9 protein-coding genes are annotated in these 13340 nt (G+C 46.8%); 7 read left to right on the plus strand and 2 right to left on the minus strand.

Annotated features, from left to right (window positions below; translation table 11 throughout):
* Nucleotides 1–180 precede the first annotated feature (180 nt).
* A complete protein-coding gene (locus IQ263_RS17200; protein WP_194068667.1) occupies nt 181–1050 on the minus strand; it encodes a lipid kinase in 870 nt (289 codons plus the stop codon).
* Between the two features lie 334 nt (nt 1051–1384).
* On the opposite strand from IQ263_RS17200, the gene IQ263_RS17205 reads away from it, so the two are divergent.
* A complete protein-coding gene (locus tag IQ263_RS17205; protein WP_194068669.1) occupies nt 1385–2746 on the plus strand; it encodes a HEAT repeat domain-containing protein in 1362 nt (453 codons plus the stop codon).
* Nucleotides 2747–3041: 295 nt separating this feature from the next.
* Here the strand turns inward: IQ263_RS17205 and IQ263_RS29620 are convergent, their stop codons facing one another.
* Nucleotides 3042–6455 (minus strand): PAS domain S-box protein, encoded by a 3414-nt coding sequence (locus IQ263_RS29620; RefSeq protein WP_194068671.1) that lies wholly within the window; start codon nt 6453–6455, stop codon nt 3042–3044.
* Nucleotides 6456–7038: 583 nt separating this feature from the next.
* Between IQ263_RS29620 and IQ263_RS17215 the strand changes: the two genes are divergently transcribed.
* From IQ263_RS17215 to IQ263_RS17240, 6 genes are all read left to right on the plus strand, one after another.
* Nucleotides 7039–8037: a LysR family transcriptional regulator gene (locus tag IQ263_RS17215; RefSeq protein ID WP_194068673.1), complete on the plus strand. Its 999-nt coding sequence runs from the start codon at nt 7039–7041 to the stop codon at nt 8035–8037.
* Nucleotides 8038–8196: 159 nt separating this feature from the next.
* The gene (locus IQ263_RS17220) at nt 8197–9261 is read left to right on the plus strand and encodes an anthranilate phosphoribosyltransferase family protein (protein ID WP_194068675.1); all 1065 of its coding nucleotides are present in this window, start codon (nt 8197–8199) and stop codon (nt 9259–9261) included.
* 102 nt (nt 9262–9363) lie between these two features.
* Nucleotides 9364–9969, plus strand: a complete 606-nt coding sequence (locus IQ263_RS17225; RefSeq protein WP_194068677.1) for a molybdenum cofactor guanylyltransferase — start codon at nt 9364–9366, stop codon at nt 9967–9969.
* A 172-nt stretch (nt 9970–10141) separates the two neighbouring features.
* Nucleotides 10142–11362, plus strand: a complete 1221-nt coding sequence (locus IQ263_RS17230) for an aminotransferase class V-fold PLP-dependent enzyme (RefSeq protein ID WP_194068679.1) — start codon at nt 10142–10144, stop codon at nt 11360–11362.
* A gap of 137 nt (nt 11363–11499) precedes the next feature.
* Nucleotides 11500–11847 carry a DUF6717 family protein gene (locus IQ263_RS17235; RefSeq protein WP_194068680.1) on the plus strand — a complete coding sequence of 116 codons (348 nt, stop codon included), beginning with the start codon at nt 11500–11502 and terminating at the stop codon, nt 11845–11847.
* Between the two features lie 14 nt (nt 11848–11861).
* On the plus strand, nt 11862–13211 hold the full coding sequence (locus tag IQ263_RS17240) for an LCP family protein (RefSeq protein ID WP_194068682.1): 1350 nt from the start codon (nt 11862–11864) through the stop codon (nt 13209–13211).
* Nucleotides 13212–13340 lie beyond the last annotated feature (129 nt).

Consider the following 13340-nt stretch of genomic DNA (forward strand, 5'->3'; position numbering starts at 1 on the left):
TAGTCTGTATCAAAATCAGAGGAATAAAATCCTCATATCGTTTCTGGTTGCATCGGAATAATAAAATCGAGTCAACAGTTAACAATCAACCATTCAGTTTTTCGAGTCAACAGTCAACTGTCAACAGTCAACTGTCAACAGTTATATATGAGTGCAACCGGAATTGATATCACTACAAACTTATACAGGAGCTATAACTGCTAAAGCTTGGGGAATCACTCGGAATTTTGCAGGCGTGTGAGTGGTGATTTCACCGTCGGTATTAATCGAACGGCGTTTGCTAGTATTAATCTCAAATTCTTGAGCGTGCAAGGCGCGAACCTTCGGCCAAGTGGTATAATTTCCTTGCCTCATTGCTGGCAGTAAAGCAATGATTTCCCACCAATGGTGTGTCTCTAAACTGTACAAATCCAGTCGCTTGTCGTCGATGGTGGCATCTTCGGCAACTGTCATGCCGCCGCCGTAGTAGCGGCCGTTGCCTATGGCAATTTGAATTGTTTTTACATTAAAATATTGGTTGTTTACCTTGATTTCTGCTCTGAATGGTCGCGATTTAAAAATTGTCTGCAAAGCAGCCAAAGCATAAGCTAAAATTCCCCAGCGCTGCTTTACATCTTTAGTCAGTCTCTGGGTGATTTCGACGCTCAATCCCAAACTCGCTACATTAAAAAAATGCTGTTGGTTTACCCAACCTATGTCTATAAGCCGAATTTTACCGCTGGCAATTACTTGAATAGCTGCGGATAAATCTGTAGGAATTCCGAGAGTGCGGGCTAAATCGTTAGCTGTTCCCATCGGCAAAATACCCAAGGGCAATTTAGCGTCCATCAAACCTTCGATGGCGCAGTTGAGTGTGCCGTCGCCGCCACCGATGATGACTAATTCGACTTGATTTTGGTGGTTCCGAATTGTGTTGGAAATTTCGCTGGCGCTGTCGGTTGATTTTACTATTAATTCAAAACCAAGTGCTTCTAATTTGGCAGTGGCTTGAGATAATAGTTTTTTCCCTCTTCGAGAGTGCTGGTTTACTAAAAGGAGAGCTTTTTTCATTAGAAAATGGGCAAATAGTTGGGTGAAAAAAATTAATGCTGTCACGGTTCGTAGTGCGGGATTTCGTCCACACTGCGAACCCAAGGAGGAAATGGCTTTATTTAATTGGGATTTATTAGATCTATTTTTATTTAGGTGGGAATTTGGTTTTTTGTTTCAAGAATATGACGAATTGATGATTTAAATGGATTGATTTAATGTTTTAATTATATTTTACCATGGGTGAGGGATTGACATAAATCTCAAATAATTGATAATTGTAGCAACAGATTGCGGGAGACGATCGCGCTTCTGGGCTAGCTGTCATCTACCTTCTTGAAGCTAAATTAAATTTATGTCTCATATTTTAGAACAAGCGCAAGCCGCTGCCGATCGCCAAAACTGGCCTATTGTAGTCGAATGCTTGCAGCAAGTGACAGCCAACCGCAGCCAGCCACAGGAAAAAATATTTTTAGAACAAGCCGTAAGTTTAGCAATACAAGCCTTGGAATGGGGGGATTTTCAAGACCGCTGGGAAATTGCTAAGGTATTGCCAAATCTGGGAAATAGCGCGATCGCACCTTTAATTGCTGCGATCGAAGACGAAGACGCAGACACCGAACCCAGGTGGTTTGCCGCCCGCATTCTCGGAAAGTTCCCTCGCCCGGAAGTGATTGCAGCTTTAGTAAAATTAGTCAAAAATTCCGACGAAGAATTGAGCCAAATCGCGGCCCAAACCCTCGCCAATTTCGGCCCGACAGCTATAGAATCCCTAGCAACTCTATTGCAGCAGGAAGACTCGCGACAGTTTGCAACAGTAGCCCTCGCCCAAATTCGCCGCCCCGAAGCGATCGCCCCGCTGTTGAGTGTAGTCAAAGACTCTAGAATTGCGGTGCGGCTGGCTGCGATCGAGGCTTTGAGTAGTTTTCACGACTCCCGCATCCCGCCGGTACTGGTAGAAGCACTCAAAGATGTGGCGACATCAGTTAGAAAAGAAGCGGTGAGAGCTCTGGGAGTTCGCGCTTATTTAGATGCAGAATTAGATTTAGTTAATTTGCTCAAACCTTTGCTTTGGGACATCCGATTTGAAGTGTCCCAACAAGCGGCGATCGCGATCGGGCGACTGAAAACCGATGCTGCAGCGTACAGTTTATTTGAATTCCTGCGAAACCCCGCAACTCCCCTGGAATTGCAAATCGAAACTGTGCGCGCCCTAGGCTGGAGCGAAACTGCTGTTGCTTTAGAATATTTGCAAACTGCGCTGATTGGGCGATCGGTTTTTAACGCACAACGGAGCGAATTCACAAATAGCGATCGAGTGCTAAATGCCAGCGAATCCTTACAAATTGATAACATTAATCCTGCTGTTTGTCAAGAAATTGCCGCTGTTTTAGGGCGAGGGTCAAAGCCGGAGTTAAAAATAAAAGCTGCAGAAATTGCGATCGGTTTGCTGGAGGGGAATTATCCGGCGGTGCAGCCTCCCGAAATCAAACAATCTTTAGCTTTAGCGTTAGGACAATTAGGTGATATTAGAGCGCTAAACGCGCTGATTCAATTGTTAGGCGACGGCGATAATAGCGTCAGGCTGCACGGCGCTGCAGCACTCAAACGGCTTGGTGCGGCGGAGGTTCGGCAGCAATTAGAAAGTTTAGTTAAGCAAGACAATCTGGAACCGGGATTGAGAGAGGGAATTGCGATCGCCCTGCAAGAATGGTAGGAAAATAAGTCTTGTTGACTGTTGACTGTTGACTGTTGACTGTTGACTGTTATCTGTTATCTGTTATCTGTTATTTGTTAACCAATAGCTGTCAACAAATAACCAACAACTAACAACCAACAACTAACAACCAACAACTAACAACTAACAACCAACAACCAACAACCAACAACTAACAACTAACAACTAACAACCAACAACCAACAACCAACAACCAACAACCAACAACCAACAACCAACAACTAACAACTAACAACCAACAACTAACAACTAACAACTAACAACTAACAACTGACTAAATTGGCAATCGCACCCCAAAAGTCGAGCCTAGTCCTAGGCCGGGACTTTCGACCCAGACAGTGCCGCCGTGGAGTTCCACCAGATGGCGGACGATCGCCAATCCCAGTCCCAGCCCGCCGTAATTGCGCGTAGAACTGCTGTCAGCTTGGCGGAAGCGATCGAACACAAACGGTAAAAACTCCTTGCTGATGCCAATTCCGGTATCGGTGATGGCGATCGTCACAGAGTGAACCGGAGACACAGACAAAATGGCACCACCAGCCGATCGCGATTCCCCCTCATCCCAGACCCTGATTTCTATGCGACCTCCCCGCGGCGTAAACTTAATTGCATTCGAGAGCAAATTCCACACCACCTGCTGCAAACGAGCAGCATCGCCCCTCAAGGTACTCACTCCTTCGCCGTAATAACTCACCAATTCAACTCCGCGAGCTTCAGCATCAGGAATCAGGGCCTTGACGGCCGTTTCTACAGTCCCAACCAAATTCACCGGGGACAGCTTCAAACACACTTTACCGCTGACAATCCGGGAAACGTCCAGCAAATCCTCAATCATCTGAGTCTGCAACCGCCCGTTTCGCTCGATCGTCTCCAAAGCCACAGCCGTTTTTTCGGGACTCAACTTGCGCTGTCGCAGTATCTGAGACCAGCCCACCACCGCGTTGAGAGGAGTCCGCAACTCGTGGGAAAGCGTTGCCAAAAACTCGTCTTTAATCCGGTTGGTCTCGGAAGCTTCCCGGTAAAGCCGCGCATTGTCGATCGCCACCGCCGCATCCCGCGCCAAATCCGACAGCAAAACCAAATCGGCGTACTCGCAGCGGCGGCCAGACTCCCCGCACAGCAGCGAAATCGCTCCCAGCGTCCGCCCGCGAGCCATCAGCGGCACGCAGATTGCCGATAGCGGGCTATGGGAACACAGCACCAACAGCAATTCCCTGTCCGGTACCACCGCTTCGAGGGCCCAATTCGGTATTTCGGGGTAAAGTTTCGCCTCCCCAGTCCGCAGCACCTTTGCCACTCCGTGCCTTCCCTGGGGGTCTACCGGCAAGCGCTGGTCGATTTGCCACAGCAGGGCGACTTTGTTCGGATCGGAGTTAGCAACTGCTTGCAAGCGGAGCGAGCCGTCGGGTTCGATTAAATGCACGCAGCACCAATCCCCCAACTCAGGTACTGCTAAATCTGCCAGACCTTGCAGCGCCTGCTGGTAATCTAGGGAAGCCGAGGACAGCAAAGCCAAGGCTCGGGCGCGGAAATCGGCTGTTTGGGTCCATCGGTGGCGATCGTCAATATCCGTACAAGTCCCGAACCACTTGAGGATTTTCCCCTCAGCATCCCGCACGGGTGTTGCCCGACCCAGATGCCAGCGGTAAGCCCCATCAGATGCCCGTTTAAAGCGGTATTCCACCTCATAAGTCTCCCCAGTCTGCACCGAGTTATTCCAGCGTTCTAGGGTGTGTTCCACGTCATCTGGATGCAAAGCTGGCTGCCACCCCCAGCCTTTAGTTTCCTCCAGCGTCATGCCGCTATATTCAAACCAGCCCTGGTTGCAATAGTCGAGGGAACCGTTGGGCAAAGCAGTCCAAACTATTTGCGGGATGGCTTCAGCGAGGGCGCGGTACAACTGTTCGCTGGCTTCTGTTTGGCGGCGGGCTACTTGTTCCCGCGCCAAGGCGAGATTCCGCTGTTCTTCGGCTTGTTTGCGATCGCTGATGTCGCCGATCGCCCCGATCAATTTGTAGGGATTGCCTTGAGAGTCAAGCACTGCCATGCCGCGATCGATCCAGTGCAGCCAGCCGCCGGCTTGGTTCTGAACGCGGTATTCCTCAAAAAATGGGGCAGCAGAACTGTCTGGCGCGCTCAAATATCGATCGACCGCCGCCATGACTCGCGATCGGTCTTCCGAATGCAAGATACTGTTCCAAGCTGCTCTCGTCCTCGGAAATCCGCCTTTTTCGTACTCCAAATGTTCGTCTATCTCACCGAACCACAGCACGATACCCGTATCGATATCCCATTCGTAAATCAAATCGCTAGCACTTTTTGCCGCAATCCGAAACCGTTCTTCAGACTGTCGCAGCACTTCCACAAAATTAAAGCGTTCCGTCACGTCCAAAACCAGAGACAGCACCGATATCAACTGTCCAGAATCGCTGTAAAAAGCCGAATTGTACCACTCGCAGTGGAGCAACGAACCGCCCTTATTATAATTGCTGTTGCGAACTACATTGCAGCGAGTCTGTGGGTTTTTTAAACTATCAATTGCCGATTGTACATCTTCAAAATCGCCATACCCAATAAAATTCCATTCGCTAAAATGCTTGCCTAAAACTTCTCTTTTCTTCCACCCAAAAATCTTTTCGGCAGCCGGCGACCACCCGCTGATGCGACAATTTTCATCCCACTCAATCACAGCTAGGGGTGTATTTTCAAAATGAGAAGTTAGTTTTTGCATCGCGTCGCCCAAAGATGCTTCTACTTGCTTGCGCTCAGTAATATCGCTAAAAGAAATCGCTATACCGTCGCCCAATTTAACCGTCACAATCCGAAACCAGCCGACAATGCCTTCGCTGTTGTAATAAATCTCGGTATCTAGGGGAGTTCCTGTTTCTACAACTTCCACGTAACGGTCGAACAAATTGCGCTCTTTATGACCGGGTAGCACTTCCAGCAATCGCTTTCCGATTAATTCTTCAGGAGTCATGTGCTGAATTCTTGCCGCTGCGGGATTGACGTATTCCCATTCAAAATCTACAATTTTAGATTCGTCGCGAAGGCTGCGGAACACGTTAAATCCATCTATAGATAATTCCTGAAAAACGCGGAAGCGTTCTTCACTTTCTTGTAGCTTGCTTACAGTATCGAGTAGAAGTTGCTCGACTCGCTCGCGCTGCGCTATTTCTGCGAGCAATTGCTGGTTAATTTGCTGAAGTTCGTTTGGGGGGGAGGCGGCGGAATTTTTAATGGCCATCACAGCAGGATCTCGATCGAGCTTTGGAGTTTTCGGCGCTGTATTTGCGGAGAAAGAAGCCAAACCGTCCAAAGCCAAGAATTGTTGAGAAAGCGATGGCATCAGTTCCGCCACAGCCCACAAAGAAATCACAGCCGTAATGGCGGCGAGGAAACTTGAGGGCCAGTAGCTGGGATGCACCAGCATCCAAACTTGCATCAGATGAGTTGTGCCCCGGCAGAAAAACCAGGCTCCCAATAACAGAAACCCCCTGCTCAAAGGCAACTTGCGCTGCTTCCAGGCAAAGTATGTCAGAATCGCTGGAATTGAGTAATCAGCCAAGGAAATTAACAAGTCGCTGACCGCGTGCAGTCCCATTAACTGCGGTGGCCACTCTTCTAATCCACCTTGGGAAATAAAATTGTGGTTCAATGACATAATTTTAAGAAGAAATTGCAGCATTTCGGCTTTCCCGTGCGTGCGATCGTACTTGCACTTGTGTTGCTGACCCGCTAATTCCTAGTTTATACACAAAGAAACAGAAAATAACAGTCACTTTCAGCCGGGATAAAAGTTCAATGCAGGTTTTAACCGTGCGCCAATCTTCGGACATTTATTGACAATTATAGGGAAACTCAGGTACTATAATGCTCCATTAATTATCAAATTAAACGCTATATTTTGAGATCGAAATTCAACAAAAAATCCCGCAGCTTAACGCAAGCGAGCGATGGCGACTGCTAATTTTATTAAAAATCTTGAGCTATCAACTGGCAAAATTCTCTAAATTTATCGAAATTTAATCGGTTTGTTGATAAGTTGGCAGATTCAGAAATCCCTTCAACATTGGAGAAGCGACATTTACTCGGACGCTCCGAAATCCTGCCCCAGCAACTTGGTTCGTAAAAACGAGCATCTCCGCGTCTGTCAGCATCAAAACTAATCTGTACTGTATCAAATTCTACTAAATTCTTCAACTAAATCGGTTAACGTTACTTACGATCGTTCGAGGAAAATGTCTGAAACCATCTAGAATTAAACATCCATGCGCTTAGAGCAGCTTCAAGCATTTCTTTCGGTTGCTGAAACCGGGAGCTTTCAGCAAGCGGCCCGGAAGTGCGGCGTGACTCAATCGACTATTAGCCGTCAAGTGCAGGGACTCGAAGCGGAAGTGGGTTTGTCGCTGTTTCACCGCGCGGGAAGCGCGAAGCTGACTGTGGGAGGGGAACGCCTGTTACCTCACGCTCGCAAAATCTGTCAGACTTGGCGAAATGCTGCGGTCGAATTGGGGGATTTGCTGGCGGGAAAGCAGCCGGAACTGTGCGTGGCTGCGATTCATTCGGTTTGTGCTGCTTATTTGCCGCCTGTGCTGCAAAGGTTTTGTCGCGATTATCCTGAAGTGCAGTTGCGGGTGACGGCGCTGGGGAGCGATCGAGCTCTGAAAGTTCTCAAAGACGGTTTGGTGGACATCGCGGTGGTGATGAACAACCGTTATTTTACTCAAGCCCCGGAAATGTTGGTTGAGGTACTCTACAACGAGCCGATCGAGGTATTGATGGCGGCAAATCATCCCCTGGCCGTGTACGATCGAGTACCTTGGCCGGAATTGATTTGTTACCCGCAAGTGGTTTTTAAGGACGGGTACGGAATGCAGCGGATGGTGCAAGAACAATTTGAACGCATCGGCGCTAAACTTCATGCTGTTTTGGAACTCAACACTCTGGATGCTTTTCGGGGTGTGGTGCGACAGGGAGAATTGATTGCTTTGCTACCGCATTCAGCTTTGATTGAGGCCCAGGGCGATCGCACTTTAGCAATTCGGCCCATCGTCGCCAAACAAAGCGCAAATCCCAAAGTTTCGACGATCCTCTTCGAGGGCTTCGCTAACGGACAATCGGCGATCGATCCAGCTTGGACTCGCGAAGTGGTATTGGTGACAACTCACGATCGAATGCAAATTCCGCCGATCGCCCATTTCTGGAATCTGGTACGCGAATTTGTACCACCATTGGATGTCATCAAGCTCGGAAAATTAGGGAATTAATTCGCGAGTTATCAGTTTTTTTTGTTGACTGTTGACTGTTGACTGTTGACTGTTGACTGTTGACTGTTGTCTCTTCTCTTTCTAATAACAAATAACAAATAACAAATAACAAATAACAAATAACCAATAACCAATAACCAATAACCAACTACAAGAATTATGAGTGACCAATTTAGAGAATTGCTGCGAAAAATTGGCAGCGGAATACACACAGGAGAAAACTTAACTCGCCAGGAAGCAGCAGCAGCCACGCGGATGATGCTGCTGCAAGAAGCCACACCAGCTCAAATTGGAGCTTTTATGATTTCCCACCGCATCAAACGGCCCACCGGCGAAGAATTAGCCGGAATGCTAGATGCCTATGAAGAATTGGGGCCCATGCTTGCCCCCCCAAACCGAGAAAAAGGGTTTGCAGTTTCTAGCGTCGCCGTGTTTGGCGTTGCTTACGACGGGCGATCGCGCACCGCTCCAATTAGCCCCATAACCGCCCTAATTTTAGCCGCCTCTGGCGTGCCAAGCGTCATGCACGGGGGCGATGTCATGCCAACCAAAGAAGGCATTCCCTTGATAGAAATTTGGCGCGGTTTGGGAGTAGACTGGACAAAACTTAGTTTAGAAAAAGTCCAGCAAGTTTTTGACAGTACCGGTTTAGGTTTTGTCTACCTTCCCAAGCATTTTCCTCAAGCCACCGCTTTAGTGCCCTACCGCCGCGAAATCGGCAAAAGGCCGCCTTTTTCGACAATGGAGTTGATGTGGTGTCCCTGCGCCGGCGACGTTAACGTCATCTCTGGCTACGTGCACCCGCCGACAGAAGCTATGTTTCAAAAAGCCTTTGAATTGCGGGGAGTCAAAAATTATACCACAGTCAAAGGATTGGAGGGAAGCTGCGACTTGCCGCGCGATCGTACTGCAATTATCGGCATTGCTAGGCCGGATACTGAGTTTGAGCGAGTGCTTTTGGCCCACGGAGATTACGGTTTCAGCAACACAAATCCCGCCTTTGAATCCGAGGAAGACTTACTCAAACAAATCCAGGAAGTGTTGCTAGGCAAACCCTCAGAATTGATGCAGTCAGCTATCTGGAACGGCGGCTTTTATCTGTGGCGCAGCGGGGTTTGTTTAGAGATAAACTCGGGTTTGATTGAAGCAGAAACTTTATTGAGCAGCGGTCAAGTCATGCAAAAACTTGAGGAAGTTAGCAAAGCAATTTGTGCTTTAATTTGAGAATGAATCATGAGGTTTTGTGCTAATGACTATTGACAGTTAACAGTTAACGGTTGACAGTTAACTAATGACTACTGACTACTGACTACTGACTAATGACTAATGACTAACCATCAAATTGCTGTAATTGTACTCGCAGGCGGTCAAAGTTCGCGCATGGGGACGGATAAAGCTTTGCTGGAAATTGAGGGTAAAAGCCTGTTGCAGCGGGCGTTAGAGGTTGCAGCATCCGTAACGCCACAAGTGTATGTTTTGACTGCTTGGCCCGATCGCTATCGATCGACCTTAACCGAACAATCCCAATTTCTGCTAGAGTACAATCCGGGCTCCGGGCCCTTAGTTGCATTGACTCAGGGATTGACAGAAATTCCCGCCGACTGGATTTTACTATTAGCTTGCGATTTGCCCTTATTAGAACCCCAAATTATTCAAAATTGGGCGAGTCAGCTAACTGCTATTCCCCAATCAACCCTAGCAATTGTCCCTTATCAAAACTCGCGCTGGGAACCTTTGTGCGGATTCTACCGCCAACAATCTCTCGCCAGTTTGCAAAGTTTTATTGAAAAAGGGGGACGTTCCTTTCAAAAATGGTTAAATCAAATCCAAGCAATCCCTCTACCTGTAGGGGAACGAGAAGCAATAATGTTATCGAATTGCAACACATTAGAAGAGTTTGAGCAATTAAAAGATAAAATAGGTAGCGGTTGACTGTTGGCTGTTGACTGTTGACTGTTGACTGTTGGTTCTAATTCCGAATTACCAATTCCGACTGACTACTGCCAACTAAGAGGGCGGGCACGGGGACACCGCCCCTACCAACTAACTAATGACTAATGACTAATGACTAATGACTACTGCCAACTGACTATTGACTAATTAAATGATTAACGAATACTGGTTACTCGATCGCAATATAACATTTCTCAATCACGGCTCCTTTGGGGCTTGTCCGATTCCCGTACTCGAAGCGCAAATTAGTTTCAGAGAACAACTCGAAAGAGAACCTTTGCGCTTTTTAATGCGAGAATTTGAACCGCTGTTAGATAATGCCAGAAATCAGTTAGCCGCATTTATCGGCGCGGGTGAAGAAGATTTAGCCTTTGTGCCGAATGCTACAACGGGAATAAATGCTGTTTTGCGATCGCTCACTTTTGCTCCGGGCGACGAATTGCTAACCACAAATCAGGAATACAACGCCTGCCGCAACACACTTGATTTTATAGCAGAGCGCACAGGTGCTAAAGTAATAGTAGCAGAAATTCCATTTCCCATTGAATCGCCCCAACAAATTATTGAAGCAATAATTAAGTGCATTTCTGCTAAAACAAAAATTGCCTTATTAGACCACATAGTCAGCCAAACTGGCTTAATATTTCCCATCAAACAGTTAGTCGGCGAGTTAGAAAATCGCGGCGTAGATGTATTGGTAGACGGAGCACACGCGCCGGGAATGGTAGCGCTCAATTTAGCAGAAATTGGCGCAACTTACTACACGGGAAATTGCCACAAATGGCTGTGCGCGCCGAAAGGTGCAGCTTTTCTGTACGTGCGACGAGACAAACAAGATAGCATTCGGCCAACTACCATCAGTCACGGCGCTAACTCGCCGCGCACTGATAAATCGCGCTTTCAATTAGAATTTGACTGGATGGGAACAGTCGATCCGAGTCCCTATTTGTGCGTACCCGTAGCTATTGATTTTATGGGTTCTTTGTTGAAGGGTGGCTGGCCAGAATTGATGGCAAAAAATCATACTTTAGCGTTAGCCGGAAGAAAAATATTGGCCGATAAATTAGATTTGCCACTACCTTGTCCCGATGAAATGGTAGGTTCAATGGCAGTTGTACCGCTGGCTGATGAAAAATCTGATGCGGTTGCAAAAGGCGGAATTGCACCTTTGCAAGAGGCGCTGTGGCAGATTTTTAAAATTGAAGTTCCCGTGATTCCTTGGCCCGATTCTAGCAAGCGGTTGGTAAGGATTTCCGCTCAGTTTTACAATACTTTGCCGCAATATGAATATTTGGCTAAGGCGCTGGTTGAGCTGACAAGTGATGGGTTAACCGCAGATTTCAAGCGTACAGACACTGATGAAACCAGATAATTTAATCGCTTTTTAAAAGGGATGAGAATGGGATCTCCGGGCGATACAAACTGTTAATCCAAGCCTATTGGAATATAATATAGCCAAACTTGCATTTCCCCAGCCCAAACAAACCAAATGCAAAAAAGGAGAATTCAATGTCAAATGCGATGATGGTAATTTATCCCTATCGCGAACAGTACACCTGGGTTTTTGACGACGAGCGAGTCGGACTTGTCCGAGAACCGTTTGTTCAGGGCGTACCCCAGATGATTGAAGCACTCGTCGCAGAGATTCCCAATGCCTATGGAGGTTTCCGACTTTTATTCTCTGCTAATCCATTTCCCGGATATCAAGCAGAAATGGTGTGGTTTAAAACAGAATACGGCGGTAACTGGTATCGCTGGGAAGCAAAAAATCTTGAAGGCTGGCTTTGTCCGGCGTTGTTCAAATACTTTATAGAAGCACCGCCCAAGTTTTACTGTCAAGCTGAAAAACTACAATAATTAACAGCAAGTCTATGAAAAACTTGTCAATATTTAAACGAAATTTTGTTAAACCAGTCGATCGCGAAACTCGAAAAAAGCCTAAAATAGTCCTGTATGTATTTTGGACACTTTTGCTGATTTTCACGGCCGCCATCTCCGCAGGAATCGGAGCAATGACCGCCCTTTTCGCCCCCGTGGAACCGCAATTTATTAGTAGAGTCCTAGACGCTGCGGGCTTTAACTACAAATCATCCAACTCTTCTGGATACCGCCTGTCGCGGCCTGTTAATATCTTGATTATGGGAATTGACCGTGTACCAGAAACCGCTGCAAATTCACCTAAAATTTTTGAAGGTCGAAGCGATACAATACTCGTATTTCACCTCGACCCTAGAGATAAATCTATTAGTTTGGTTTCAGTTCCGCGAGATACTAAAGTCCAAATTCCCGGAATTCGTTTTAGCAAAATTAACGAAGCTAATGCTAGAGGAGGAGCGGCTTTGGCGACGCGATTGGTTAGCACTATCTTGAACAATGTGACAATAGAAAGATACGTGCGAGTCAGCAACGGTGCGTTTCGGGAATTAGTCGATTTGTTAGGAGGAGTTGAGGTATTTGTACCTCGGGCGATGTCCTATACAGATACGACCCAAAAGTTAAAAATAAACTTAGCACAGGGATGGCAAATTCTCAACGGAGAACAAGCAGAACAATTTGCTCGATTTCGCAACGACGGTTTAGGAGATATCGGCCGCATTCAGCGACAACAATCTTTAATTCAAGCTATTCTCAACAGCCTCAAAAGTCCTTCTGTATTGGTGCGTTTGCCGGAAATTGTACGATTGATGCAAAAATATGTGGATACAAATCTAAATTTTGAGGAAATTTTGACGCTGACAAGTTTTGGTTTGCAATTGGAGCGAGATAATTTTAAGATGGTGATGTTACCCGGACGTTCTAGCTCAGGACAAGGGGATTTGAGGAGTTATTGGATTTTAGATGCTGCGGGGCGCGATCGCATTATGACACAATATTTCCAGCAAGTAGTGCCAGATTTTGCCCAAGGGCAATTTCCCAATTCCAGCGAGTCAGTTTCCCCCACTAACCTTAAAATCTCCGTCCAAAACGCTTCTAGCAAACCGACAACCGCCAAAAGCGTTGCTGAATTTCTCCGAAAAAATGGCTTTTCTAATGTATCTGTAGTCAAAGATTGGCCCGACAAGCAGCGTCAAAGTCAAATTATTGTCCAGAAAGGCGATTTAGCCGCTGCCAATCAACTGCAAAAAGTGCTAGGCGACGGTAAAATAGAAGCATCATCTACTGGTGAAATAGATTCGGATTTGACACTTCGCGTCGGCGAAGATTGGGTAAAGCGATTTTAATTAGTCATTAGTCAGTAGTCATTAGTTGTTAGTTGTTAGTTGTTAGTTGTTAGTTGTTAGTTGTTAGTAGGGAGAGGAGACGGCAGTGCCGTGTCCCTACAATTGATTGCAGTAGGGACACGGCACTGC

This window comes from Tychonema sp. LEGE 06208 (assembly GCF_015207505.1).
In the GTDB taxonomy this organism is placed as follows: domain Bacteria; phylum Cyanobacteriota; class Cyanobacteriia; order Cyanobacteriales; family Microcoleaceae; genus Microcoleus.

Coding starts and splice junctions, on each gene's coding strand:
- IQ263_RS17220 (WP_194068675.1), top strand. CDS start 8,197: ATGAGTGACCAATTTAGAGAATTGCTGCGAAAAATTGGCAGCGGAATA.
- IQ263_RS17225 (WP_194068677.1), top strand. CDS start 9,364: ATGACTAACCATCAAATTGCTGTAATTGTACTCGCAGGCGGTCAAAGT.
- IQ263_RS17240 (WP_194068682.1), top strand. CDS start 11,862: ATGAAAAACTTGTCAATATTTAAACGAAATTTTGTTAAACCAGTCGAT.
- IQ263_RS17215 (WP_194068673.1), top strand. CDS start 7,039: ATGCGCTTAGAGCAGCTTCAAGCATTTCTTTCGGTTGCTGAAACCGGG.
- IQ263_RS17200 (WP_194068667.1), bottom strand. CDS start 1,050: ATGAAAAAAGCTCTCCTTTTAGTAAACCAGCACTCTCGAAGAGGGAAA.
- IQ263_RS17205 (WP_194068669.1), top strand. CDS start 1,385: ATGTCTCATATTTTAGAACAAGCGCAAGCCGCTGCCGATCGCCAAAAC.
- IQ263_RS17230 (WP_194068679.1), top strand. CDS start 10,142: ATGATTAACGAATACTGGTTACTCGATCGCAATATAACATTTCTCAAT.
- IQ263_RS17235 (WP_194068680.1), top strand. CDS start 11,500: ATGTCAAATGCGATGATGGTAATTTATCCCTATCGCGAACAGTACACC.
- IQ263_RS29620 (WP_194068671.1), bottom strand. CDS start 6,455: ATGCTGCAATTTCTTCTTAAAATTATGTCATTGAACCACAATTTTATT.